The sequence below is a fragment of the Ruegeria halocynthiae genome, from assembly GCF_900106805.1.
GTDB lineage: Bacteria > Pseudomonadota > Alphaproteobacteria > Rhodobacterales > Rhodobacteraceae > Ruegeria > Ruegeria halocynthiae.
Window position 1 is genome coordinate 273,855 of record NZ_FNNP01000003.1, and the last position, 23,891, is coordinate 297,745.

The window sequence follows — 23,891 nt, forward strand, 5'->3', positions numbered from 1 at the left end:
GGACACCGAACCTTACTTGGCTTGCAGTTGGTTTAGAACAGCCTTGGCTATTGCGATGTCCTGGACTGCGACACCGGTCAGATCCGCAAGCGTAATCTGGTCTCCGTTATCGCGCCCTTTGGCTTCGTTGGAAATGACCTTGCCAAGCTCAACGATCTTCTCTTGGGGCAGAGCACCAGCGCGGCGGGCTTGATAGATTTCACCGCGCAGCTCGCTTTGGACAAGACTGTCGGCAACCACCACATCGGCGCGCGCCAGTACGTCGGGTGCGATTTCGTTCTTTTCCGGTGTGTCCGACCCCATTGCGGTGATGTGAGTGCCAGGTCTGATCATGCTTGCTGTCAACAGGGGGTGTTCGGCTGGCGTGGTTGTGACGATCAGACGGGATCGGTCACATAGTTCTTCAAGTGTTTGAGATACCGTTACCTGATATGCCATGGCGCTGAGGTCGGCCGCCGCTCGTTCAGTAGGACCGGCTTTGCGCGCCCAGATCGTCAGATCCCGGCAATTTGTCACCTTGCGCAGGTAATCCGCCTGAAGCCGGGCCTGAACACCACACCCGACGATGCCGATCGTTTTCGGGTCTTCTGGGGCCAGCGTGCGTGCAGCCACTGCCCCCGCAGCTGCCGTACGGTGATTTGTCAGCTCACCTTCCTCCAGCAGCACAGCCTCGATCATGCCGGTTTTCTGGCTGACGATCAGCATACAACCCCCGAACGGCGGCAGGCCGATCTTCGGGTTTTCGAAGAACCCTGTAGCCACTTTGATGACGCAAAGATCATCCCCTCGGATGGCCCCATATTTGATATGCAGTTCACCATTGTTTTCCGGGAACAGAAGTTCTCCGACAGGCGGCACCTCAACCTCACCACGCGAGAAGGCGGCAAATCCCTTTGCGATCTCTTCGACAACGTCTACGTCGGGCAAAACTGCGTTAATCTCGCTAAGAGTGTATATGCCTGTCATGATCATATGCCTTTTTGGAACCGGTGTACGGCAGCATCAATATGGATGCAGCGAAGTATATGCACCCCCAGACTTGGAAAGCTGACTTGCCGCATCGGAAACCTTGTCCTGATTGCTTCTTTGTTTCCAAATTATATAAGTAAAAGAAGATAAGTTTCCAGACTGATAGGAAGTGCCGTGTCGCTCGCAACAAGGTTGTTCTCTGGACAGATTTCGGATTTCGATCTGAAATTGATACGCACCTTTCGTGCGGTCGCCGATTGCAGTGGATTCGCGCTGGCCGAGGTCGAATTGAACATGACCAAATCGGCCATCAGTAAGCAGATAGCGGATCTCGAAACCCGCCTTGGTGTTCAGTTGTGCCATCGTGGTCGATCCGGTTTTGCACTGACGCCCGAAGGGAAAGCTGTTTACGTCGCCAGCACCAGGATGTTCAGCGCGCTTGAAGGTTTCCGTGCCGAATTGAACGGGTTGCAGAAAAAACCAGCTGGAACTCTATTTATCGGAAGCATCGACTCGCTGATCACCAGCCGGAGATCACCAATCCTAGAGATTTTGACGCAGTTCTCGACAGAGTATCCTGAGGTGGAACTGAAATTGATAACGGCTTCAGCCGCCGAAATTGATCAGTCGATCACTGACCGCCGCATTCACATCGGATTTTCAACGGATCGCGGCAAGATCAAGGGGGCGAGCACACTGCCGTTGTTTTCCGAACACGGTTATCTTTTCTGCAGCGATCGCCACCCGCTGTTCCTTAAGGATAATGATGATCTTACGCTTGAAATGCTGAACGAACAGCGGTTCGCCCAGCATGCCTATTCAGAGCTCGAACTTCGGGATGAACACAAGGTCGGGCTGAGTCCCAGTGCCAGCGGGCAATTCTCTGAAGGCATCGCCACGCTGATCCTGACAGGGAATTTCATTGGCTTCCTTCCGCAACACTATGCGCGTGCGTGGGTAGAGGCCGGGCAAATGCGTGCCCTCATGCCAGCGCACATCCGTAAAGTGACAAGTATCCGTTTGCTTCATTACGCCGAGTCCCCGGTCTCTCCGCTGGTATCGGCCTTTGTGAAAACCGCCAAGGCTGTCAGCGAAAGCCTAAACTGACCTTCCGTCTTTGCGATTTGCTTTACGCGCGTTTCAGGTGTCGTAGCATCCGCCGCTCCATCAGGTTGAACACTCGCGTAATGACAAACACGATGGCGATGAAGATCAGCGCTGCGGTGATGAACCCCTCATAGGCGAGATAGTATTTGTTGTTGAAGGTCCGGGCCGCGCCCAGCACGTCAATCACAGTTACCGTGCTAGCAATCACGGTTGTGTGCAGATTAAAGATCACCTCGTTTCCATAAGCCGGCAAGGCGCGGCGAAAGGCGCTTGGCAGGATGATCCGGCGATAAGCCAGAACGCGGGACATGCCGGCAGCGATGGTGGCTTCGACCTCACCGCGCGGGGTATCTGAGATGGCACCTCGAAAAATCTCGGCAGTATAGGCTGCGGTGCCGATGGAGAATGAAATCAACGCACACCACCAGGGATCACGCAGGATAACCCAGGCAGCTGAATCGCGGATCGCTTCGAACTGGGACAATCCGTAGTAGATCACGTAAAGCTGAACCAACAGCGGCGTGCCCCGGACAAAATAGATGAACCCAAAAGCGATCGGGTTCAGAACCGGTACGCGGGTCGCCCGGATGATCGCAAGCGGGATGGCCAACAGCCCCCCGGCGACCAGCGAAAGCACCAGCAACAGCAGAGTATTCTGCAGGCCTTTCCAGAACAGGCGCCAGTTCTCGAGGACCAGATAGAAATCCAGTGGCGAGTTTTCAGCTGAGAATGTCTGTACCGCGTTCAGCAGGTTTTCCATGAGTTACACTCCCCGCTGGACACCACGGGTATAGCGGCGTTCAAGTGCACGCAGGCCCGTATCGGAAAGGATGGTGAGGACGAGATAGACGAAAAGGGCGATAAGCATGAAGGTGAAAGGTTCGCGTGTGGCCCGACCAGCAGCAAAACCGTTGTAGACGATGTCTTCTAATCCGATCACCGACACCAGCGCCGTGGTTTTCATCAGTGTCAGCCAATTGTTGGTGAATCCGGGCAATGCATAGCGAACGAGCTGTGGCCAGATCACCCGCCGGAAAAGGGTGATCCGCGTCATACCCACTGAAACGCCAGCCTCGATCATACCAACGGGAATGGACATGTAAGCGCCTCGAAACGTTTCGCTCATGTAGGCACCGAAGATAAAGCCGATGGCGATCACCCCAGCAACGAACTGGTTCAATTCGAAGTAGGTCCACAAGCCTGTCAAAGCTCCGATCTGGTTCAATAAAACCTGACCACCGAAATACAAAAGCAGCATGACCACAAGATCGGGAATACCTCGGACGATGGTGATATAGATGCCAGCAATTCTTTGCACCCAGAGCCTTTCGGACAGTTTCCCGGCCGCCCCCAGTAATCCGAGGGCCACAGCAAGCAAGATCGAGCAGACACTAAGCGCGATTGTTACCGTAACGCCCTTCATCAGGAACGGGCTATAGGCAATCACGTTTTCCATGAAGCGCATCCCTTCGGTTCACAAAAAAGAGGGAGAATGTCGCCTGACACTCTCCCCTAGGCTGGTGGGAGTTTATTCGCCGTAGATGTCGTAGCCGAAGTATTCTTCGACCAGACGATCATAGGTTCCGTCCGCGCGAACGGCGGCAATTGCCTCGTTCAGTGCGGCGCGAAGCTCGGCATCATCCTTACGCACACCAATGCCGATACCTTCGCCGAAACACTCGGCATCCAGGGCCGGGCCACCTTGGAAAGCAAAGCCATCATCCGGATTTTCACGGATCAAACCAAAGTCTGCCTGCACGGATTCGCTCAGGATTGCATCAAGCCGCCCGGATTGCAGATCTAGGAACATGTCCTCAGACGAGCGGTAGATGGCGGTTTCGGTGTCAGGGTAGTGCTTGTTCAGGAAACATTCGGTTACCCCGGAAATCGTACCCACCTTGAGGCCACCAAGATCGGAAGCTGCGCGGTCAATTGCGGCACCGTCCTTGGCAACGAAACGAGCAGGGGATTGATAGTATTTGTCAGAGAAATCGATGCGCTGTTTGCGTTCTTCGGTGATGGTCATCGAAGCGAAGATTCCGTCGAAGCGGTTGCTCAGAAGCCCGGGGATCATCCCATCCCAGTCCTGCGCCACGAATTCGCATTTGCGTTCCATCTTGGCGCACATGGCCTGACCGAGGTCGATTTCCCAGCCAACGATGCTGCCATCTGCCGCCCGTTCATTGAAAGGGGGGTACGCGGCCTCGGTCGCAAAGCGGATCACGTCGTCGGCGCTGGCAGTTCCGGCTGAAACAATAGCCAGCAGGCTGATTGCAGTCATTTTTCTTAGTGGTTTGAACATAGGTACCTCCCTTGGTGCGTTCAGGATTGCAAGAACATTCGGTCAGTCACGCGAGCGTGCGAGAAACTGGCGGAAACGTTCCGACTTCGGATTATTCATCACCTCATCTGGGGGCCCGTCTTCCTTGATCCGACCTTGCTCAAGAAAGATCACCCGGTTCGACACATCGCGGGCAAACCCCATCTCGTGGGTGACGACGATCATGGTTCGACCCTCTTCAGCGAGGCCCTTCATGACATTCAGAACCTCGCCGACCAGTTCGGGATCGAGTGCCGAGGTCGGTTCGTCAAACAAGATGACCTCGGGATCGACGGCGAGAGCGCGGGCAATGGCGGCGCGCTGCTGTTGTCCGCCGGAAAGATGCGCTGGGTAATAGTGCATACGCTCTGAGAGGCCGACGCGTTCCAGCAACCCTTCGGCGGTGTCTTTAGCCTTTTGTTTTGAAATTCCGAGGACGTGGACAGAGGCTTCCATGACATTCTCAAGTACCGTCATGTGCGACCACAGGTTAAAACCCTGAAACACCATGGACACACGTGTACGAAAGCGTTCGATCTGTCGTCGGTCCGATGGTTCAAGCTGATGCGCCCGGTTGCGACGTGTCGCTACGACCTCTCCGTCTAGGGTCACTTCGCCCTCGGTTGGGCTTTCCAGAAAATTCAGGCAACGCAGGAAAGTGCTTTTGCCGGACCCGCTGGCACCAAGGATGGAGATCACATCATGGTTATAGGCATCCAACGATATGCCCTTTAGCACTTCGAACGCGCCAAATGTCTTGTGAATGTTTCGCGCCGACAATTGTGGGCCGCCCGCAACTTTCACCTGTGCCTGTGCCATCCGCTGGAACTCCTGCAAATATCTGCTCAACACGATAGGGAATTGAAGAAAGCTTACGTTGCCGAAGGTTTGAAGTTAGATTTCCCGATTGGAAACCGGTGCTGTTACATGGCTGGTTTCCTAGCCGTCATGTTTGCTTTCTCAGCCGGGTAACGATCTGCGCCGCCGCATTGGGGACAGTCGATCCAAATCTAGTTTCCAACGAAAAGGATAGGCCCATGTCCATCAGCAATTCCTTCCGCCTCGGCAGCCCGGATATTTTCCCCCCCTGCGAACGTCACGTATATCTGGATGCGGCCTCGGTCGGGCTCAGCCACAAGGGTGGGGCCGAAGCGATTTCGAACTGGCAGAACGCTTTGGCGGAAGAAGGTACCATCGCATTCGATGAACAAGCCGAGGTCGAGTGCCTGGACAACCTGAACGACGCCACGGCGCGACTGTTCAATGCCACAACAGATGATATCGCGGTGGCTTCAAGTGAAACCACGTTGATGCAATCGCTGGCTTGGGCTGTGATGCCGGGCAAGGGAACCAAAGTTGTCACCACCGATACCACCCACCCGTCAAGCATCTACCCCTGGAAACGCCTTTGCGATCACACGGGCGCCGAAATCAGTTGGGCCCGTTCGGATGCCACTATGACCATCGACACCGATGCGCTGGAGGCGATGATCGACGACGACACATCAGTTGTTGTTCTGAGCCATGTTGAATGGGGTACCGGGCAGCTCTTTGATCTGAAACGCTTTGCTGACAAGGCCCACAAACACGGTGCCATTCTGGTTATTGATGCCACCCAATCCGCGGGTCAGGTACCGATTGACGTTGCCGCCACAGGGGCCGACGCTGTTGCGACCTCGACCTATAAATGGCTTTGCGGTCCCTTCGGTACTGGCATGATGTATGTCTCGCCCGAGTTGCAGAAGCTTAATCCGGGCATCCTGGGCTGGCGCAGCCACAAGGATATGTGGGATTTCCAGGCCAACCGCCTGGAGCTGGCCGACAACGCCAAGCGATATGAATTCGGCACTATGGCCTATGGTACCGCGTATGGGGCGACTGAATCCGTTCGGCACCTTCTGGATACGGGTTTTGACAAGATCGTTGCGCATAACCGCAAAGTCTCCAACCATCTGATTGACGGGTTGAGGGAACTTGGTGCGGATGTGCTGGGCCCGAAAGATGAAGCCGATCGCTCTGCGACCGTGGCCGCTCGCTTCCCGGGCAAGAATAGCCGTGACTTTGCCAAGACCCTGAAAGATGCAAATGTCATTGCCTCGCTTCGGCGGGATTTCATCCGCTTCTCGCCGCACTATTACAACAATATCGATGATATTGATCAGGGGTTGGAAGCCATCAAAGCAGCGCTCTGAAGGGTACGATTATGACGACCCTTGTCGGGATCGAATTTTCCAAAGATGGAAAGCAGTTCGGGTATCTGGGAATACCCCATTCCACCCACAGATCTGCATATGGGTTGACAACGATTCCGGTGATCTATCTGCGCAATGGCCGTGGTCCGCGCGCAATGATCAGTGCAGGTGTCCATGGTGATGAATATGAGGGTCAGATTGCCTTGCGCAATCTGACCATTGAGTTGTCTGCGCAGGATATCTCAGGAAGTTTGATCCTGCTTCCTATGGCCAACGCTCCGGCAGTCGAAGCGGCATTGCCCTCTACTTGACCCGGACCCTCAATTCTCAAGTGATTTGGGTCAGTGAACATGGCGCGGACAGCAACCCAGATATTATCGGGCGACGCTGAGAGCAAAATCGCATTGCCCCCGGATTTGGACATTTTCGCCTTTCCGTCGCCCCCCCTGTCGTCGACCAGATTTAGGAATGACCGCTTGCGCTTAGGGCTGTACCGCAAGGCCTGCTGTGGCGTCTATCCTGCATACGATTTCGTTCGTTTGTTCGATCAGAGGTGCTTGATTTCACCTTCCAGCAAAACTGTGGCTTTGAACGCAGTGATATCCGCGGCCTGTGCTGCAGGGTAGCAGAGAAAACCCGAGGGGATGTTCCGACCGAAACTAAGCGCCCGTATCTCATCTTTGATCGTAGGATTGCGCTCCAATCGCGAAACGGTAACATAGTTTAGATACAGTATCGACAGCTCTGACAGAGCAGGCAGATCGTTGTGCGCTTGGGGTCGATGCCTACAGCCAGATAGTCCAGTGCGACTTCTACAATATTACGACGCACTTAGTCCGGATCACTCGCGTTGTCGGTCAGAGCTTGTGTAGCTGCCAATAGCAAGAATCGGTCGTGACTGTCTTGATACCGCAGGCGGTTTGAAAGCGATCCCGCGTAGTGGCCGAGGTGCAAAGGTCCTGTGGTGCGGTCTCCGGTCAGTATAATGGGTTTGGTCATTTGCGAGGCCTCTTGAATATGGAGTGAGAAACGCCGCAATGGGGGATTTGGAATCAAAAGACAGCCCAAGTAGTGGCCTCCGAATGGAAGGAGTGGAATTGTCCGGCCGCCTTATCAAGGGGTCAGCCACCAGAATATCGAAGTGAGCAGCAGGTTATCCATGCCTGCAGCACCATGACCAGAAGTGGTGGCCGTCAAGCTGGTGCGATGGGTAATACATATGGAAACCGCTACCCGTGCCCGTTTATGCGCGCCAACAACCCAATCCTGTCGTTCATAATTGCGAGCTTCTACGCTGTGCGGTTTCATGAATGCGTGTATCGAAACATCGCTTTAGATCAGCTTCTTGATCGCATTCTTGACTCAAGGAACGCTGTTTCCGCAAAAGATTGCTTGTCAATGAACCAACTTCGGTCTTGATTTTAATCTTGTTGTGACTGATATTTCTGTCATGACAGAAATTAATGACATAACGAATTCCAACGCCGCAAACCAGTTTATCCTGTACTGGGGTGACATGGGCAATCAATGGGGCGTCAACCGCTCGGTCGCGCAGATTCACGCACTGCTCTACCTTAGTTCCAAACCCCTCAATGCCGAGCAGATCGCAGAGTCGTTGGGCATTGCACGGTCCAACGTATCCAACTCTCTCAAAGAACTGGTGGGTTGGCGGCTCATTCGGCGCGTTCCTGTTCCGGGGGATCGTCGCGAACACTATGAGGCCGAAGTGGATGTCTGGGAAATGGGTATCCGCATCGCCCAAGGACGCAAAGAACGCGAGATTGATCCGGCGACGCAAGCCCTACGCGCGTGCGTGGCCCAGGCTCAAACCGAAAGCGGTCTGGACCCAACTGCGCTTCGGCGGATGCAAGATATGCAAGAGTTCCTGGCAACTGCAGACACGTGGTTTCGCGACATGCTTACGGTGCCCCGTCCCAAGCTGGTGATGTTGATGAAATTGGGAACGAAAGTCGTCTCTCTGCTAAATCTCGCCGGGGGCAAAAAGAGCAAATAAAAAAATTTGAACCTCAATTTCTCTTATATCGGAAACAACAGAATGATCACAAATAGAGAAAATTCTTCACCGCCTGGCGTGAAGCCAGCTCAAACGCGATCAGATGCGTCAAGCGAACAGGATGATCGGTTCAAGAACTTATTGGGGGCTGCAGCATGGGTCCGTTTGCCCAAGGCAATCCGACACCGCTTCAGCAAACGGCTTTTGGGAGACGCCAGTCTTGCCTATCAGGGTCGCGTGACCCAAATGCGAATGAACCCAGTTGGACGCGCGCTAGCCTTTGCCCTGCGCGTGATAGGAGCACCGTTGCCCTTTGATCGTACCTCTATCGGTCGATCCGCGGTGGTCACTGTCACCGAAGATGCAGCAATGGGCGGGCAGTTTTGGATTCGGCAATATGGCCGGGCCGCTGGGTTTCCACAGATGGTTGGCAGCTCCAAACGCTTTGCCGGACCGACCGGGTTGGAAGAGTATATCGGCTTCGGGATTGGCATCTCGCTGAAGCTCGAAAGCACTGCGAGCGGTCTCTATTTCATCAGCGACCGGTATTTCCTGAAACTGGGGCAACAACGGCTGTCTCTGCCACGGTGGGCCTGTCCCGGGGTGCTTACGGTCGGCCACGAAGAACTTGGAAGTGGGCAGTTTCGGTTTACTTTGGAGTTAACGCATCCGCTTTTTGGCGAGCTGATCTGGCAAGACGCAACCTTCCATGATGCTGAGATAATCGGGAGCGTTCTTTCATGAAAGTCGTGATTATAGGAGGATACGGTGTTTTCGGATCCCTGACGGCACGGTTGCTGGCGCGTGATGGGCACCAGCTTTGGCTGGCCGGGCGACACCCTAAAAAGGGTCGCGCACTGGCTCAGGACCTAAGAGCGCAAACCCTGAAACTGGACATCGGCAAAGCACCAGAGGCGCTTTTCAAAGTTAAGCCGGACGTTGTCATTGATGCAGCAGGACCGTTCCAGCATTATGGCGACGACCCCCTTAAAGTACCCAGACTATGTATCGCCAATGGCTGCCACTATCTCGACTTGTCGGACAGCGCACAGTTTACCAAGGGCATCACTGCTTTGAACAACGAGGCAATCGCTGCGGGTGTTTTTGCGCTTTCTGGAGCATCCAGCGTACCCGGCCTGTCCTCCTGTATCGTCGCGGACTTGCTAAAAGGTCTGGATGAAGTCGACCTTATCGACATCGCTATTTTGCCGGGAAATCGGGCGCCACGAGGTATGTCTGTTATCAAGAGTATAGTTAGTGGGGTCGGAAGGCCTTATCAGGTGTGGCGCAACGGTGCCTGGCAGAAAGCCGTCGGATGGACGGATCGCAAGTTGTATGAGCTGAAACCGGATTTGACACGCGCTGGATACAGCGTTGACGTTCCCGACATCGCGCTTCTTCCGGAACAAACGGGTGCGAGGAGTGTCATGTTTCGCGCGGGCCTGGAACTTTCGGTGATGAATTGGGCATTACATCTGCTGGCCAAACTAAGGCAGTACGGGCGCTTTGAGTTACCGGACATGGCGTATTCAGCGCTCTGGGTTCTCTCAAAAGCGCTTTATCCCTTCGGAAGTGATCGTGGTGGTATGCAAGTGAGTGTTTCCGGAAAACTCGGCGACCAAAATCTAACCCGTAAATGGAGACTGATCGCAGAAAAAGGGCACGGCCCCTTCGTGCCCGGGGTCATGTGCCGCGCCATCCTGCGAGAACTCAACAACATAAATGCGGGTGCACGACCTTGCCTGGCAGAGCTGCCAAGATCCTTGGTCGAAAGCGCAATGGCGGATCTGGAAATCCATACTGAGTTTGTGGACGTGTTTGATCGGAACTCCCCTGATCCACGAGGCGATGTGCAAAAAGACGAAAGCTCCGGACCTACCGAAAAGCGGGGCCTAATCCCAGAAACACCTTGAAAGCGCCTCAACGCGAATTGTGGACAATGTCGGATACCGGCACCACCTGCTATCCGCGACAAAAAAAAACGCTGTATCCCAGCCCATTTATGCGGTCATCCGCGGCGTTTGCGCGGTAAAATAGCCGCGAACGCAAAATCCCAGTTTCGCTGAAGGTCCTGGAGGAACGGGAGAGGAGGCGGGGAGACCGAAGCATTGGGCTATCCAGATGGCAATACAAGCGTGTCCACGAAGGGATGACTTATGATCTGTTGATCAATACTGAAAGCAAGTCCCCACTTGCATGCGCCAAGTTGATAAAGACGAGCCTGAACTTGTAACTCCTTATGCAGTCGATCCGCGTATAATCTTCACGCCCGAGATGAGGGTCGCCTGCGGCGCATTCCGTGGGTCCGCGGTAGATGCAAAAAGAAATTTGGTTACTCGTCAACTTTCGGATATATGAACCCATTCACCGGGTAGAAGCTGCCATACCGGCCTGGATGGCTTTCGACCCGAACCAGTGTCCAATCATTGTGTTTGGATACGTCCCTGACGCCCATTTTCAATGATACTTTATTGCGATGCCAGTTGGCATGATTCACGATGACTTCGCGGTCGGTGACAATATCGGAGACGACAGCAACATGACCTAAGGGCATTCCACCGGTTGCTCGAAAGGACATTACCGCACCAACAACCGGTTCATTGCCTCGACCAAAAGCATTTCGCGCCTTACCCCACCAATCTTTGGCGTTGCCGCGAATTTCGATGCCGCTGAGGTTTCGTGCGTAGGGCACGCACCATACTCTTTGGCCCCGAGCCTGCTTTCTCGAAACCTCTTGCAGCGCCATTGACTGACGTTCTGGATCGAGATCCGCGTCGTTTGAGTGATTAGCACAGGCAGAGACAAGAGCAATAAGCCCCATCGCAATCACAGCGCGGGCGGTGCCGGTCAGACGCGGCCAAATCGTATTCGAATTGCTGTTTTGCAAGAAACTTCATTGCCAATTTGAGTGGTCACGAAGTTCTACAGCGAATCTAAGGGCTCTGAAAAGAGACCAACCAACTCCACGGCAGGAATTTGCCAGTCCCAACCCGGCTCCGCTGACAGGGGTGTCTAGGTGTCTTCCAGAACGAAATGCGTCTCTTCGTGCGCCTTCCGGAATTCCCGAACCGTCGTCCTCAATGCAAAGCTCAATTCCACCGGCAATAGCCGCCGTTCCCCGCGACGATGAATGCGGCCGAATCCTCTTCCGAAAAAAACGTGTAGGGGTGCGCATAACGCTGCATTGCTTTCATTGATTTTGTTTAGAAATTTCGCGTATTCTCGCGCATAATTTTGCGCGGTATTTGCGCATAAGTTTGCGCGATTTTCCCATAACTTTGCGCGATTCAACATAATCGCTCAATTGATGGTAGTTTCTGCGCAACTTCGTCAACTTTGAGGCATTAGCTCTCAATCAAAAGTGCATTCTAGGTGGCAAAATTCAACCTCTATCTGAAGAACGAAACTCATTTGTGAGGTTGTGACAGCCCTACGCTTGAACAATCCAATATCTCTAAACGTGTGGTTGGAAATGACGAACGCACTTCGCGCCGTACCGAATGCCTGTAAATTGGCGGCAGGACGGAGACACTGGTCCTGGAAATTACCCTGATGAGCGTTGTCAGCTTTACTCGAAAATTTGGACGGGACTGATTTTTTTTCTGGCGCAAACTTACACACTCATCAGCGATAACATTGCATAGTAACTTCATCCGAGAGTTGCCTGGAATTCAATCCGAAAACTACATCGTGAAAACTCATCGTTGCCAGATGTTTAGTCCTGGCATCTGTTGGATCAGATTATTCTGAAGCGTCGTTTTCGCCATAGCCCGAGATCATGACGTCGTTGATTGTGCTCTGAACGACAAAGTAGGCACGGATTTCCTCATCTGTGAAACGTTCAACAAACTGCGTCATACGAGCCATCTCTGTCGAGCGTATCCCTTCGATCACCGCTTTGCTCTCTTCTGTTAGGCGATAGAAATTTGAGGTGCTGTGCTGAGGGTTTGGGATGCTTTTCAGAAGCCCCCGTGCAACAAGATCCTTAAGCAAGCGCCCGACCAACTGTCGCTTCACTTGTAGAATCTGAGTGATTTCAGGCGCTGTTGCCTGTTGAACCGCCAATAATACCTCGAGAATGGCGCGCTCTCCGACACTAATGCCTGTTCCATCCAGATCCGCTTCGACGCGCGCAGTGATGTTGCGCAACAAAGGCCTCGTCAACTGCATCCCGGCATACAGCATCTCAGTAGGCGACATTTTATCTGTGTCAGTTGCCATTTGCGGGCTTCCCTTGCGTTATTTGTCAACTGAGTTGACATTATTATTCTAGCCACCTATTTACCCGACAAGGCCCCAAAACTCCAGCGGCGGAACCAACTGATGCCTGATGAAAAGCGTTTAACACTGCCAGATCCAAGATCCCGGAACCCGCTTGTGTTTCCGGATGGCACTAATGATCCTGCGACAGTGTTTTTGTCGGAGGTCATAGATCATCCAAATATCGATGTCGGTGACTGGACATACTACAATGATCGCAGTCTGCCGGACGACTATGCTGAAACCCTAGCACCTTACCTATATCCGGGAGCACCGGAGAGGTTGAGTATTGGTCGTTTCTGTCAAATTGCTCAGGGTGTGCAATTCATTACTGCGACTGCCAATCATCCGATGACGGGTATCTCAACATTTCCATTCGCCGTCTTTGATCGCGAAATGATCGGAGGTTACCGGGATTCATTGCCAAGGGGTCGAGACACCAAAGTTGGTCACGATTGTTGGATAGGCAGAGAAGCTGTGTTGATGCCCGGTACAGAACTTGGATGTGGTGTAATCGTTGCTGCAAGAGCTATGGTTCGCGGAAAAATTCCAGACTTTGCAGTCGTCGCTGGAAACCCGGCAAAGGTTGTTCGGATGCGGTTTGAAACCTTGGAAATTTCCAAACTCCTTGAGATCGCTTGGTGGTTTTGGACTCCGGAGAAGATCGTAAAAAACCTGCATTTGATCGAGCAGGGCGATGTCGCTGCTTTGGCAAGATGCAACGAAGATAGGGCTCTAGAGTAAAAGCCACTTCAGCTAAGTCCAGGCAATATAACCCCAGTTTAACAAAGCAGAATTGGTGCTGCATTTTTGCGGGTTTCGACCCGTAACAGATCAGTGTTGCCTGAAGCTGGGCCAATCCTAAGGGCGCTTGCGCCAACAACTCTCACAAACATTTTGACCACTAAAAGCGCACGCCGACACGTCGTGCCAAGACAAGAAAGAAGCAGACATGAGAAATACATCAGTAATGATCTCATCGGTCGCAGCTGTGATGATCGCGCCCGGTATCGCGACGGCAGATGACGATTGGGCCGGGGTATACGCGGGCATTCATTTTGGCGCTGCCGACGGTGACCTTTCAAGTGGCTCAGCCAAGTTAAGTGACCATTCAGCCGTCTATGGGTTGCAACTCGGCTACAACTATAGCCTGGCAAACAACTGGATTGTCGGAAGTGAACTTAGTTATAGCACCGCTGAATTTTCTGCCTTTGGTCCATCAAAAGACATGGATACAACGCGCTTGAAACTCAAAGCAGGATACGCCGTGGGCGCAGCCATGTACTATGGTGTTCTGGGCTACTCCCACATCGATCTTGATGGCAAGAACGAAAGTGGTGCTACTTACGGGCTTGGGGTGGGCTACAAAGCGACAGGGAGTATTGTTCTTAACGCCGAACTTCTCCGCGACGGCTTTGATTTTGAGTCATCGGGTACGGACGTAGATGTAGACGTAACCACGCTCCTTTTCGGTGTGTCATATCAATTCTAATCTTGAACCTTTTAGGGCCTTTGAGGCCAAAACCAATTCGGATGTTGGTGCCTGCAATGGAGATCATTCTTTTGCAGGCATCCCCTCTGGCCGGCCACCAGCAATGCAAGTGCGATACTCGCGGCCTGAAGGAATTTCGCTGTGGAACCAAGTTCGATTATTCTATTTTCCGGACTTATTGTCAGTGCTTGCGTATTGGGTGGCGCAATTTACTCCGGCCTTGCGCGCATCGCCGATGCTCTCAATAGCAAGGATTCGAAACGGATCAAAAATGTCGAAGACGGGCATGCTCGATAGCTGGGTTGGTTGAATTCAAACATTATCCTTCCCGTAAGAGCGGTGATCGCCGAACAGAACGATGTAGCCATGTCGCAAACTACCAGACACGCTAGTTCGATCCTAAAAGGTGCACTGCCGTCTCAACCAAAGCGTCTGTGCCTGCGATTATGCCATCGGCATCAAATTCAACGAATATATCGGGTGGGATGCCGATACCCTCAAACGCCTCACCTTGAGCGGATATATATTCCTGGTAGGACAGTCCAAGCAACCAACCGTTCGGCAGCGTAAACTCCAGCATATCGGACAATCCGCCAGACGATCTTGTCCCCATGATCGTGGTTTCCGGCCGCTCACGCATGATCAGAGTGAATATCTCGGCTGCACTTCCGGTCATTTCGCTAGTCAAAACAACAATTGGTTGCGCGAGCTTGGGGCCTTGAGCCGGGTGAACTGTGATCTGAAATGGTTCGGAAAACCCTTCCTGTTGCCACGAACTCTTGCTGAATGCGGTTACCGGGGTTTGCAGGAAATACTCTGCAATCGCCACCGCTACGCCGTCTGAACCACCAGGATTATAGCGCACATCAACAATAATCCCTTTAGCATTTTGAAGGTTCGTAGCGACTTGTTGAAATGCTCTGGATGCGGCTTCGTGTGACGATTGCCCAAGAGACTTCTGTACTTCCATTTCCTTGATCGCGACGTATCCAATGCCATCGGAGCGCATACCGTAGCGGATTGAGAAACCCCCCAGGCCTTGAACTGGAAGCTCTGCCTGGCTCAAAGCGGTCTGCCAGAGGAGCTTGCGGGTCAGCGATGGATTGGCTCTCAGCCAGCTCGGATCTTCCTCTGGCGAAAAATACCCCTGATCCCCCATCGATAACTGAACGTGCCCATCATCGAGGCCAAGCGTCGCCTGCTTGAGCAGAAATGAAAGCTCAACTTCACTGAGGTCATCAGATGAGGGTGCCAGTTCCCTGCGTGTGTCCCAGTCAACATTGTGAAGATCAAAAAATGGATAATGCTCATCCATCGCAGACCAAAAGACGTCAAATGTATGGATCGCGCCACGTTCGGTATGATCAGGTTCGGCACATTCAGAGGGAAACTCGGAACGAGTGTGTCGAATTGGCTCTACGACGCCATCAATGCTAAGTTCCAACATGCCATCTCGGCGCTCTATTGAGGCGCCTGCCATAAGTTTCACCAGACCCAGGTGCGCCGGAAAGGCATACTCTCGAAAGCAACTGACTGCTGTTGTTCTATACACTTCGGCGCGCAGCCTCGTAATGCGCATGACTTGGCCGTAGTCAGGAGCAACCCAGGTTCCCAACATTTCCTTGGAAGGCATATTGGTAAACCAGGACACTGCAACAAAAATAGTCCCTGCAACCAACAGTGAAGCAAGTATGCGAGACGTGAGCTTTTTCATCAATTGACAGGCTTAATGGTTATCATGCCGACTCGGTGAATTTGGTGGGGTCGAAATTCAAATGCAGCGCCAGAAACGCGCTATCGATTGCGTGGATGCTGCTTGGCGGTTCGCTCGTTCCCCCTCCGATAGTTTCCTGTCAAGCGAGCCATTTCCTGTTGCTGACCCTCGAAGTTCAGGTTGCTCATGTCCTCAAGAAACCACTCAGCCTTTTCTTTCCGGAGCGTCGCCGCCCGCTTACCATTATGTGTTATGGATACGTCGCCGTTCTTGGATTGTTTGAACGAAAATCCGAGGTCTGCTGAATTCATCTGGGTATTACCTGGTCTGCGTTCTATCTCTGGGGTCATATGGGCTTAATATGACAGCTAATGTTATTTTGGGTCCAGTACGATCTAGGTTCCCGCCGGTTACGTCGTTTTGTAGAATTTTTGACGGGCTTCTTGTTCGATGGACAGGCGCATCTGCAAGTCTGCCAATTTGCACATTTCTTTTTTCCTTGCAGTAAGATCCGTGGTTTCTTGATATACTTTCCGTTGCTCCTCCACTGCTTTCTTCAAAACGATTTCGCTTGGCAATACACCCGCTTCCGCCATGATCCCGAAACCAGCTGAAACGATGTTACCGGCGTCGCGCCGTGGCAAAGGCTTCCCCTCACCTTTCAGGTTTTCCAACTGCCCTCCGGCTTGTGCTTTGTGGATCTGGTTCTCGATCAGTGTTCGCCACTTCATGGAGCTTCCTCCGAAGAATGTCTTACACTAGGCATATATGGATGGAATTGCTTTATGTCAACTGAGTTGACGAATTGTATATCAAACTTCCCCGCTTCAAGAATGGATATTGCCGTAACCGCTAGGTGAGCGCGCCCAAACCGGCGCGCTCACTTTGCTTGGTATTGCCTATCACGACGGAGTTAAGAGCGATATATTACTCTGCGGCAACCGCTTCCTCTGCCAGTGCCGGATAATCGGTGTACCCTTTTTCATTGCCGCCGTAGAGAGTGGTTGGATCGAGCTCATTCAGTGCGGCGTCTTTCTCCAGCCGGTTGACAAGATCAGGGTTGGAAATGAATGGCCGACCAAAGGCCACCAGATCGACGGCGCCGGTATCAACCGCTTCAATCGCCTTGTCTCGGTCATAAGCGTTGTTGCCCATTTTTGCACCGTCAAACAGGTCGTAGAGCGCCTTCAGATCACCACCTTCCGGAATATCGCGCGGGCCGCCGGTCTGCCCTTCTACGAGATGGAGATAGGCCAACCCATAGCCATTCAGCAATTTGATCGCATGTGCGAACGTCGCCTGCGGGTCGCTGTCGGAAATATTGTTGGCGTCCGAGAACGGGCTGAGGCGAACACCAACGCGGTCAGCGCCCCACACGTCGACAACCGCACCCATGACCTCTTTCAGAAACCGCGCTCTATTCTCGACAGGACCGCCGTATTCGTCTTCACGCTGGTTGGACTCGTCCCGCAGGAACTGATCGATAAGATATCCGTTGGCTGCGTGGACCTCTACACCGTCGAAACCGGCCTCTTTGGCGTTTTCCGCGGCCTGCCGGTAGTCGGCGACAATGCCAGCAATTTCTTCGATGGCCAGAGCCCGCGGCTCAGATGTTTCAACAAACTGCTCACCATCAAAGGTCTTGGCCTTAGCTCCAATTGCGGATGGTGCAACAGGGGCGCCACCATCCTGCTGCAAGCTGTAATGCGAAATCCGGCCAACATGCCAAAGCTGGATCACAATCTTGCCGCCCTCAGCATGAACGGCCTCGGTCACTTTTTTCCAGCCGTCGATCTGTGCTTGTGAATAAATGCCCGGGGTCCAGGCATAGCCTTTGCCTTGGGGCGAGATTTGCGAAGCTTCCGTGATGATCAGACCAGCACCCGCCCGCTGCGCGTAGTATTTGGCCTGCAATTCATGGACGCTGTCATCCTCGGCTCTTGCCCGGTTGCGGGTCAGTGGCGCCATGACAATGCGGTTTTTCAGCTCGATTGCACCAGCTTTGATGCCGGAGAACAGTTTTTCATCAGCCATTTCTGCTTCCTTTTTTGGTAAACTTCGTTCAGATATTATTGGACCAATTAGTCCAATAATAGGGTCACTGTCTCTTGTTTGAGTTTGTGTTAGGTTTCATTTCTTTATGGTGGCGGGAGGCCTTATGGCGAAATCACCAAACAAGCTTGTTTCAGGGTTTGCGATATCTGCTCATCGGGAACGCCTGCCTTGCGTAGAGCCAGCGTGCCGATTGCAAGAGAGGCATAGGCGCGTGCCTTGTCGAGGGCCTGACCCGGATCTGAAGGCTCAAGCGCTCCCGCAATAATCTCGTCAATACTCTCCAAATGCTGTCGCCCGAGAGCCGCCACTTCATCATCATGCGGGGCAAGTTCCGTAAGGCAATTGATCAGCATGCAACCGTCACGACCGCCTTGCGGGTTCGCCAAAGCTTCCATTATCGCACCAACGGGGTCATTTCCGCCCGCATCTGCAACGTCACGCAGATTTTTCAAACCTCGCCTTGAATAGTGCCTGAGGGCTTTGTGAAATAAAGTCTGCTTGTTGACGAACGTTCCATAGAAGCTGGACCGGCTCAATCCCATGGCCTTGGTCAGATCATCCACAGATGCCGTCTCGTAGCCCTTGTGCCAAAAAACGCACAAGGCTTTTTCCAAAGCCTCAGCTTCGTCAAAGGCGCGAGGTCTACCCGGGCCTGCGGGTGATTTGATGTCGCCAACTGCGAGAGTTTCTTTGCTCATGAGTAAGATGTGGAATGGTCGGTCCAGAAATTCAAGATGGCGGTAGAGAATTTTTGGAATGGTCAGTCCGTATTGTGACCGGAGAAAGGAATTTAGGTCGGTAGAAATGCAAAACCTCGCCATCGCGATTGGTGTCACGCCAACCTTAGGATCGGGACTTTTTTGTCTTTTTGCGGGAGTGTCAGAAGAAGAGGATCGTGATCGTAGAAAAGAGAGTCCACCTTCGGTACTAGTTTCCAACACTGGACAAAGTGACTGGTGGCTTTGTCCAATGCGTTGATGTTGATCACTCACAAACCAGAGATTGGTTCGGTAGATCCATGGCCAATGCCCTCAGCTTGTGAGGATTACCACTCCAATGAGTAACAAAGCCACGAATTCAGAACAGGTTTTACGAGCATCAGTACGGCGGGTCATTGTAAGCAAACCAACAATAATTTCAGCGCGCCAGGTTAAAAAGCGAGGTTAGCTGAAGTTAAGTTTGCCCAATGTGAACTTCTTAACTTTGGATAGAACGATTTTTTGGCAGTATCGTTTCATGAGTTGTTAGTGAGTTCAGTGAGTAAGTAGATGTATTTGCATAAATTCGAGGGACATTGTTGCGCGGTCAATGACATCCGGATGGATGATTTTGCACGTGAGTATCCGTTGCTGGACGATGCCGGCGTGCACGCACAATGGCAGAAGGGCTCCTGGCAGATCACGCGGATAGCCGACATCTGGACACGAACCGGGAAGGTACTTTCGTTGCCTTACAATGGGGCCAACGCCTATCCGTCTTTCCAATTTGCTGAGGATGGAACCCCGCTTCCTTTGATGGAAAAAGTGTTGAAAGCCCTGCCACGTGAAATGACCCCGTGGCAATCCGCGTTCTGGTTAGCCTCACCCAAATTGGAACTCGGAGGGGAAAGCCCGGCAAATCGCATTCAGACCGGCGATGACTGCATGGTCGATATCGCAGGCGAAGCTGGTGGTCTGATGGCGGCTTAGTGTTAGCTTTTGGTCACTCATACGTCGTACAGCATCTGGCAAATTCGTGTCTCTCCTGCTTTTTCTGCCCCCGGCGAGCATGGCGAGATCAGGGCACTCAATTGTCCATTTTCTTCTGAGAGTTCAGAGACAATACCAAGCAGCCCATCCATAAAAAAGAATAGCTAAGAGCATACTGAAATACGGGTCTTAACTAGGTCTTCGCATATCGATACCCGTTGGAGAACATTCCTCCGACAAGTACAGCCGCTCCGCTAATCTGCTATCTGCCGCAACGCGTAGCCGAAACTCAACAAACTCGGTTTCTGCATACCTCTGTCAAACAGACTTCACCGCTCAAACACAGCCATCATCTGCCTGCGCAATCGCGTCAGATCCTCATCCACACTAGCGGCAGGATCGCACGCGAATGTTGGCAATGCCTCCACACGGATCGTCCCGCTGCGCGGTATATGTTTGCCGCGTGGAAGTAGACTATCGCTGTCGTGGATGACAATAGGGGTGATCGTGCGACCGGTTTCTCGGGCGACTAAGACAGCACCCGCTTTAAAGTCCCCTAGCGATTCTGTTTTGGCTCGGGTGCCTTCTGGGAATAGCACAATGGAACAGCGGGCAGGCATTTCCCGGACGGCCTTTATCAGCGTATCCATGGCCGTTGAGCCAGAGGCCCGGTCGATAGGGACAAGACCCGCTCCATCAAAACCAGTGCGCAGGAGTTTGCTGTTCCAGAACTCTGATTTCGCCGCGAAAGTGAACCATTTGGTGTCGGGCACCACGTGCATGAGACAGAAACCATCCAGATGGCTACGGTGGTTGACTACGATGATGCTGTTATTGTCGGAGGCGAGGGCATTCTTTTCCTCAGGACGCATCTCGACGCGGATGCTGAGGAGCCACAGCAGGCGTGAACATGACCGTTTCACCAGGCGCCAATACCAACCCCGAAACCCTCTGCATCGAACGCAAAGAAGAGGAACAAAGGCCACGAAGAGGAAATAAAACAGGCCGATAAGAACCAGCATAGCGCGCTTGATAAGGCGTATTGGCAATGGGTCAATGGCGCGAGTAGCGCGGTCTTGGCGGTCAGGTGAAAGGGGCATGACGTCCTCTGAATAGGCCTGTGGCATGTTTGTAAGCCATGAACAAAGGCCACCTGAGCCCCCCGCAGCGCTCTTTGATATGCGTCGTTAACTCAGGAAGACAGCCACCGCACACCTCTCTATCTGTTGAAGTCAGTGCCAGATCAATGAGAAAAGACGACGTCGAGGAATGTATCTTGGTGTTTTAGTGTGACTTGAGTACCAACTGGCCGGCCTTGGCCTGGAAAAAGTTCAATGCACTGCCAGTTGTACATCCCAATTGCCGGGTCCCAAAGTCGCTTCTTTGTCTTTGAGAACTGAGCTTTCAATGGTGCGAATGTCCTTCAATTTCGCGCTTCCATTCGCATTGCGGATGTCTGAAGAGGCAACGTAATCGCGAGATCGTGGAGAAATGTCTTCGAGATATTGAGACCCCGGCTCGACACTCCGGCCTTTCGCCATGCTAGTAGGCTCACAAGACCGAGTTGAACGGAATGTCAGAGGATAACGGCATCCAAGGACTTTGGATGATCTGTAATTGCTTCCCAACCATCTTCAGTGATTATGAAACTGTCGCCAACCTGCGCACGAAATGTATCGACTGACACTGAACCATCAACAGCGAAAACCATCCCTGGCTGCAACACTGTCGTATCGCCGGTGACCAATTGTGGGTTCTCCAAAAAGCTATAGCCGGTCGCGCGACCACACCGGAACGGGTATTCAAAACCCGCCCCCTGGATAACCTCGGCATAGGCGGCATGCACACTTTCGGCGGTCACACCTGGGCGCAGCTCTGCCAGTGCGGCGGACTGACTTGCTACAGCAACCTCATAGATATGCTCTTGTTGTTTATCCGCCATCTCACCGATCCAAAAGGTGCGGTCAAAGCCCAGTTTGAAACGGTGAAAATTGGTCATGCCGCAAAAGCACAAAAACACCGGTTCGCCCCGTTTCATAATCCGGGTTGAGGCGCGATGATGGGTTTTGGTGATGGTGTCGCCCGACGCCATTATTTGCAGAAAATGAGTGTTGGGCGACATGTCCGCGTCATCGTAATGCGCCGTTAAAAGCTCTGCGGCCTTTCGTGTTCCGGCCTGGGACGTGGCAAGCGCAACTTCGAACTCCGGCACTCCGTCTGCAATCGCGTCGCGTCCGGCGTTCATCATAGCGCTTGCTACCTGCCCGGCATGCCGGGCCAATTGAAGTTCCTGGGCGGATTTTATCATTCGCATATCAGCCAATATCGGCGTGGCGCTGACCAGGTTTTCCACCTGGACCAACGTCTCCAGATATGCCCGCACAACTGGCGGCATGTGATCAGGCTCGATCCCAACGCGCTTTGCAGTCTTGACCGCTTTGGGTAACTCCGACCGCCACTCTTCGCCCATACCGTCATTCCAGGCCGAAATACGGTCAACATGAGCGGCCGAACGTGCCGCATTCAGGTCTATTGTCGGCGTGATCAACAGGCTTTCGCCCGATCTGTGAACAACCAGAATGGTTGGACGCCCGAACTCCATATGCAGGTAGTCGTAATAGCCCGTCAGATAATAAACGTTGTCGTCATCGGTGATGAGAGCAACGTCGATTCCGGCTTCTTGCATGTGGGTGCGAAAGCTTTTCATCCTCGCGGCAAACATCGTCAGTCTCCATCCTGAAGGTGTCAGTTGAGCTTCTCAAATTGAGTTGCGTGATCAAGACGGTAGAACACGTTTGGTCCACGGTCTATTAAAGCAAAGTCAAGCACCTGTCTTGACGCTTCACCAGCATTTCATCGAAATTACTTCTCGGATCACTGTTTTTCTCGGTAAAGCCTATCATCAAGCTTCACGCATACGGTGATACGCCGCTGTAAGTAAAATAGCAGCACTATCTGCGATCTACTTCCAATGCCATTTCCCTCAGGTGTCGCATATCCGTACCGCAGCAACCGCCAAACACCCTGATAGACGGGTTTTCTAGCATGACATCCGCAATTTCTTTGCCGAGCTGCACGGGATCTCCTTCATCCAAGGTATCTGCCTCATCGAGTTCTGCGTGCGAACAACTTGATGCATTGGCAACAACACCTTTGAGCCTTGGATGCGCGTTGAGCGCGTCGGCAAAGTGCGTCGGGTGCGCGCAGTTGACCATATAGAACAGAGCCGCGCCGCCTGTTTCTGCTTCGATCTGGTCTATGGCATCGACAAGTTTTGTCCCATCAGCCAGGCACCCATCAGTTTCGACTACCAATGACATAATGATCGGTAAACCAATATCTCTTGCAGCCAGAACACAGCCAGCAGCCTCGCTTAGGCGGTTGAACGTGTACGCGGTCACAAGATCAACACTGGCTTCCTTCAAAACAGCAAGTTGCGCACCGTGGTAATTACGCGCTTGGTCAACTGTCATGGGCGGTATGTCAGCGTAAGGATCGTATCTTGGGCCAACGCAGGCGGAAACTAAAACGTCATCTCGACCTGAAGCCTGGCGCACCACCTCCATCAGTGCGACACCATCCTTGTTTACCTCACGAAGGCGTTCAGCATCGTAGCCCAAAGGTGAAGCACGGTCGGCATTTGCCATCCATGTTGGCGCGTCCAGAATACACCCAACACCCATTTCGCCAGCCAATTGCACGAGTGCTTGCATTTGCCCAGCCAGAACGGCCCGGGTGTCGGGTTTCTCCAGCAAGGGAAACGAGGCAAATCCTGGAAGCTCGATACCGTGGTTAAAGATCAGGTCCGTACCTGTACCTGCATAAACCAAAAACTTCTTGTCACCCTCGTCTGGAAGTTTCCGCGCCATATTGCATCCCTCGAAAACCGACATTTCTCTGCGCCCACAATAACAACGATCAGATCTTCTGCAAAACCGAGGTGTTTACTTGTCCGTTCGGACGCTTTCTGCATTTGCGGTATCGGCTAGGCATATTTAGGCGCGAACCGCCGGAGATTCTGAACAAGCGTGGCTGTACCGTTCTAACCTATAGCCAGCCCTCGTTACCTCGGAGCGGCAG

The 23,891-nt window shown here is 52.8% G+C and carries 25 protein-coding genes; 10 read left to right on the forward strand and 15 right to left on the reverse strand.

Features of this window, described 5'->3' with window-relative positions:
- Nucleotides 1-12: 12 nt before the first annotated feature.
- A complete protein-coding gene (locus BLU89_RS12065; RefSeq protein ID WP_074737130.1) occupies nt 13-966 on the reverse strand; it encodes a Rossmann-fold NAD(P)-binding domain-containing protein in 954 nt (317 codons plus the stop codon).
- 177 nt (nt 967-1,143) lie between these two features.
- Here BLU89_RS12065 and BLU89_RS12070 point away from each other — a divergent pair, with 177 nt between their 5' ends.
- Nucleotides 1,144-2,076 (forward strand): LysR family transcriptional regulator, encoded by a 933-nt coding sequence (locus BLU89_RS12070; RefSeq protein ID WP_074737081.1) that lies wholly within the window; start codon nt 1,144-1,146, stop codon nt 2,074-2,076.
- A 22-nt stretch (nt 2,077-2,098) separates the two neighbouring features.
- Here the strand turns inward: BLU89_RS12070 and BLU89_RS12075 are convergent, their stop codons facing one another.
- The 4 genes from BLU89_RS12075 to BLU89_RS12090 all read right to left on the reverse strand — a co-directional run bounded on the left by BLU89_RS12075 (nt 2,099) and on the right by BLU89_RS12090 (nt 5,215).
- On the reverse strand, nt 2,099-2,836 hold the full coding sequence (locus tag BLU89_RS12075) for an ABC transporter permease (protein ID WP_074737082.1): 738 nt from the start codon (nt 2,834-2,836) through the stop codon (nt 2,099-2,101).
- Nucleotides 2,837-2,839: 3 nt separating this feature from the next.
- Nucleotides 2,840-3,532 carry an ABC transporter permease gene (locus tag BLU89_RS12080; protein WP_074737131.1) on the reverse strand — a complete coding sequence of 231 codons (693 nt, stop codon included), beginning with the start codon at nt 3,530-3,532 and terminating at the stop codon, nt 2,840-2,842.
- A gap of 72 nt (nt 3,533-3,604) precedes the next feature.
- Nucleotides 3,605-4,378, reverse strand: a complete 774-nt coding sequence (locus tag BLU89_RS12085) for a transporter substrate-binding domain-containing protein (RefSeq protein WP_074737083.1) — start codon at nt 4,376-4,378, stop codon at nt 3,605-3,607.
- Nucleotides 4,379-4,420: 42 nt separating this feature from the next.
- Entirely contained in the window at nt 4,421-5,215 is a 795-nt protein-coding gene (locus BLU89_RS12090; RefSeq protein WP_074737084.1) for an ABC transporter ATP-binding protein, read from the reverse strand.
- Between the two features lie 218 nt (nt 5,216-5,433).
- Here BLU89_RS12090 and BLU89_RS12095 point away from each other — a divergent pair, with 218 nt between their 5' ends.
- Both BLU89_RS12095 and BLU89_RS21950 read left to right on the forward strand, forming a co-directional pair.
- A complete protein-coding gene (locus BLU89_RS12095; RefSeq protein ID WP_074737085.1) occupies nt 5,434-6,588 on the forward strand; it encodes an aminotransferase class V-fold PLP-dependent enzyme in 1,155 nt (384 codons plus the stop codon).
- A gap of 11 nt (nt 6,589-6,599) precedes the next feature.
- Nucleotides 6,600-6,899 (forward strand): M14 family metallopeptidase, encoded by a 300-nt coding sequence (locus BLU89_RS21950; RefSeq protein ID WP_074737086.1) that lies wholly within the window; start codon nt 6,600-6,602, stop codon nt 6,897-6,899.
- A 520-nt stretch (nt 6,900-7,419) separates the two neighbouring features.
- Here the strand turns inward: BLU89_RS21950 and BLU89_RS21955 are convergent.
- Nucleotides 7,420-7,587, reverse strand: coding sequence for a hypothetical protein (locus tag BLU89_RS21955; RefSeq protein ID WP_245709748.1), 168 nt, complete (start codon nt 7,585-7,587; stop codon nt 7,420-7,422).
- Between the two features lie 451 nt (nt 7,588-8,038).
- Between BLU89_RS21955 and BLU89_RS12110 the strand changes: the two genes are divergently transcribed.
- The 4 genes from BLU89_RS12110 to BLU89_RS21960 all read left to right on the forward strand — a co-directional run bounded on the left by BLU89_RS12110 (nt 8,039) and on the right by BLU89_RS21960 (nt 10,835).
- Nucleotides 8,039-8,602: a GbsR/MarR family transcriptional regulator gene (locus BLU89_RS12110; protein WP_074737132.1), complete on the forward strand. Its 564-nt coding sequence runs from the start codon at nt 8,039-8,041 to the stop codon at nt 8,600-8,602.
- A gap of 42 nt (nt 8,603-8,644) precedes the next feature.
- Complete coding sequence (locus BLU89_RS12115) at nt 8,645-9,346, forward strand: DUF4166 domain-containing protein (protein ID WP_083347742.1); 702 nt, start codon at nt 8,645-8,647, stop codon at nt 9,344-9,346.
- Entirely contained in the window at nt 9,343-10,515 is a 1,173-nt protein-coding gene (locus BLU89_RS12120; RefSeq protein ID WP_074737087.1) for a saccharopine dehydrogenase family protein, read from the forward strand. Before BLU89_RS12115 ends, BLU89_RS12120 begins: the two co-directional genes overlap by 4 nt.
- Before the next feature lie 149 nt (nt 10,516-10,664).
- Nucleotides 10,665-10,835 carry a phosphotransferase-like protein gene (locus BLU89_RS21960; RefSeq protein WP_425441411.1) on the forward strand — a complete coding sequence of 57 codons (171 nt, stop codon included), beginning with the start codon at nt 10,665-10,667 and terminating at the stop codon, nt 10,833-10,835.
- A 99-nt stretch (nt 10,836-10,934) separates the two neighbouring features.
- Here BLU89_RS21960 and BLU89_RS12130 read toward each other — a convergent pair whose 3' ends face one another.
- Both BLU89_RS12130 and BLU89_RS12140 read right to left on the reverse strand, forming a co-directional pair.
- Entirely contained in the window at nt 10,935-11,294 is a 360-nt protein-coding gene (locus BLU89_RS12130; protein ID WP_342721967.1) for a CHAP domain-containing protein, read from the reverse strand.
- A 1,049-nt stretch (nt 11,295-12,343) separates the two neighbouring features.
- Nucleotides 12,344-12,823 (reverse strand): MarR family winged helix-turn-helix transcriptional regulator, encoded by a 480-nt coding sequence (locus tag BLU89_RS12140; protein ID WP_074737089.1) that lies wholly within the window; start codon nt 12,821-12,823, stop codon nt 12,344-12,346.
- Between the two features lie 102 nt (nt 12,824-12,925).
- Here BLU89_RS12140 and BLU89_RS12145 point away from each other — a divergent pair, with 102 nt between their 5' ends.
- Both BLU89_RS12145 and BLU89_RS12150 read left to right on the forward strand, forming a co-directional pair.
- Nucleotides 12,926-13,606, forward strand: a complete 681-nt coding sequence (locus BLU89_RS12145; protein ID WP_074737090.1) for a CatB-related O-acetyltransferase — start codon at nt 12,926-12,928, stop codon at nt 13,604-13,606.
- 208 nt (nt 13,607-13,814) lie between these two features.
- Nucleotides 13,815-14,354, forward strand: a complete 540-nt coding sequence (locus tag BLU89_RS12150; protein WP_083347744.1) for an outer membrane protein — start codon at nt 13,815-13,817, stop codon at nt 14,352-14,354.
- Between the two features lie 388 nt (nt 14,355-14,742).
- On the opposite strand, the gene BLU89_RS12155 is transcribed toward BLU89_RS12150, so the two are convergent.
- The 4 genes from BLU89_RS12155 to BLU89_RS12175 all read right to left on the reverse strand — a co-directional run bounded on the left by BLU89_RS12155 (nt 14,743) and on the right by BLU89_RS12175 (nt 18,959).
- Entirely contained in the window at nt 14,743-16,068 is a 1,326-nt protein-coding gene (locus BLU89_RS12155; RefSeq protein ID WP_074737092.1) for a S41 family peptidase, read from the reverse strand.
- Between the two features lie 410 nt (nt 16,069-16,478).
- Nucleotides 16,479-16,799, reverse strand: coding sequence for a DnaJ family domain-containing protein (locus BLU89_RS12165; protein WP_074737094.1), 321 nt, complete (start codon nt 16,797-16,799; stop codon nt 16,479-16,481).
- Nucleotides 16,800-16,995: 196 nt separating this feature from the next.
- Entirely contained in the window at nt 16,996-18,102 is a 1,107-nt protein-coding gene (locus BLU89_RS12170) for an alkene reductase (RefSeq protein ID WP_074737095.1), read from the reverse strand.
- Between the two features lie 122 nt (nt 18,103-18,224).
- A complete protein-coding gene (locus BLU89_RS12175) occupies nt 18,225-18,959 on the reverse strand; it encodes a TetR/AcrR family transcriptional regulator (RefSeq protein ID WP_245709749.1) in 735 nt (244 codons plus the stop codon).
- A 483-nt stretch (nt 18,960-19,442) separates the two neighbouring features.
- Between BLU89_RS12175 and BLU89_RS12180 the strand changes: the two genes are divergently transcribed.
- Entirely contained in the window at nt 19,443-19,811 is a 369-nt protein-coding gene (locus tag BLU89_RS12180; RefSeq protein WP_143030571.1) for a hypothetical protein, read from the forward strand.
- A 329-nt stretch (nt 19,812-20,140) separates the two neighbouring features.
- Here BLU89_RS12180 and BLU89_RS12185 read toward each other — a convergent pair whose 3' ends face one another.
- The 3 genes from BLU89_RS12185 to BLU89_RS12200 form a co-directional block, all read right to left on the reverse strand.
- Nucleotides 20,141-20,911, reverse strand: coding sequence for a lysophospholipid acyltransferase family protein (locus BLU89_RS12185; protein WP_176797702.1), 771 nt, complete (start codon nt 20,909-20,911; stop codon nt 20,141-20,143).
- Between the two features lie 476 nt (nt 20,912-21,387).
- Entirely contained in the window at nt 21,388-22,533 is a 1,146-nt protein-coding gene (locus tag BLU89_RS12195) for a M24 family metallopeptidase (protein ID WP_074737100.1), read from the reverse strand.
- Between the two features lie 229 nt (nt 22,534-22,762).
- The gene (locus BLU89_RS12200; protein ID WP_245709750.1) at nt 22,763-23,641 is read right to left on the reverse strand and encodes a homocysteine S-methyltransferase family protein; all 879 of its coding nucleotides are present in this window, start codon (nt 23,639-23,641) and stop codon (nt 22,763-22,765) included.
- Between the last annotated feature and the right edge of the window lie 250 nt (nt 23,642-23,891).

Coding starts and splice junctions, on each gene's coding strand:
- BLU89_RS12065 (WP_074737130.1), bottom strand. CDS start 966: ATGACAGGCATATACACTCTTAGCGAGATTAACGCAGTTTTGCCCGAC.
- BLU89_RS12080 (WP_074737131.1), bottom strand. CDS start 3,532: ATGGAAAACGTGATTGCCTATAGCCCGTTCCTGATGAAGGGCGTTACG.
- BLU89_RS12145 (WP_074737090.1), top strand. CDS start 12,926: ATGCCTGATGAAAAGCGTTTAACACTGCCAGATCCAAGATCCCGGAAC.
- BLU89_RS12185 (WP_176797702.1), bottom strand. CDS start 20,911: ATGCCCCTTTCACCTGACCGCCAAGACCGCGCTACTCGCGCCATTGAC.
- BLU89_RS12180 (WP_143030571.1), top strand. CDS start 19,443: ATGGATGATTTTGCACGTGAGTATCCGTTGCTGGACGATGCCGGCGTG.
- BLU89_RS12115 (WP_083347742.1), top strand. CDS start 8,645: ATGATCACAAATAGAGAAAATTCTTCACCGCCTGGCGTGAAGCCAGCT.
- BLU89_RS12120 (WP_074737087.1), top strand. CDS start 9,343: ATGAAAGTCGTGATTATAGGAGGATACGGTGTTTTCGGATCCCTGACG.
- BLU89_RS12155 (WP_074737092.1), bottom strand. CDS start 16,068: ATGAAAAAGCTCACGTCTCGCATACTTGCTTCACTGTTGGTTGCAGGG.
- BLU89_RS12095 (WP_074737085.1), top strand. CDS start 5,434: ATGTCCATCAGCAATTCCTTCCGCCTCGGCAGCCCGGATATTTTCCCC.
- BLU89_RS12140 (WP_074737089.1), bottom strand. CDS start 12,823: ATGGCAACTGACACAGATAAAATGTCGCCTACTGAGATGCTGTATGCC.
- BLU89_RS12150 (WP_083347744.1), top strand. CDS start 13,815: ATGAGAAATACATCAGTAATGATCTCATCGGTCGCAGCTGTGATGATC.
- BLU89_RS12085 (WP_074737083.1), bottom strand. CDS start 4,378: ATGTTCAAACCACTAAGAAAAATGACTGCAATCAGCCTGCTGGCTATT.
- BLU89_RS12075 (WP_074737082.1), bottom strand. CDS start 2,836: ATGGAAAACCTGCTGAACGCGGTACAGACATTCTCAGCTGAAAACTCG.
- BLU89_RS12090 (WP_074737084.1), bottom strand. CDS start 5,215: ATGGCACAGGCACAGGTGAAAGTTGCGGGCGGCCCACAATTGTCGGCG.
- BLU89_RS12110 (WP_074737132.1), top strand. CDS start 8,039: ATGACAGAAATTAATGACATAACGAATTCCAACGCCGCAAACCAGTTT.
- BLU89_RS12170 (WP_074737095.1), bottom strand. CDS start 18,102: ATGGCTGATGAAAAACTGTTCTCCGGCATCAAAGCTGGTGCAATCGAG.
- BLU89_RS21950 (WP_074737086.1), top strand. CDS start 6,600: ATGACGACCCTTGTCGGGATCGAATTTTCCAAAGATGGAAAGCAGTTC.
- BLU89_RS21955 (WP_245709748.1), bottom strand. CDS start 7,587: ATGACCAAACCCATTATACTGACCGGAGACCGCACCACAGGACCTTTG.
- BLU89_RS12165 (WP_074737094.1), bottom strand. CDS start 16,799: ATGAAGTGGCGAACACTGATCGAGAACCAGATCCACAAAGCACAAGCC.
- BLU89_RS12195 (WP_074737100.1), bottom strand. CDS start 22,533: ATGTTTGCCGCGAGGATGAAAAGCTTTCGCACCCACATGCAAGAAGCC.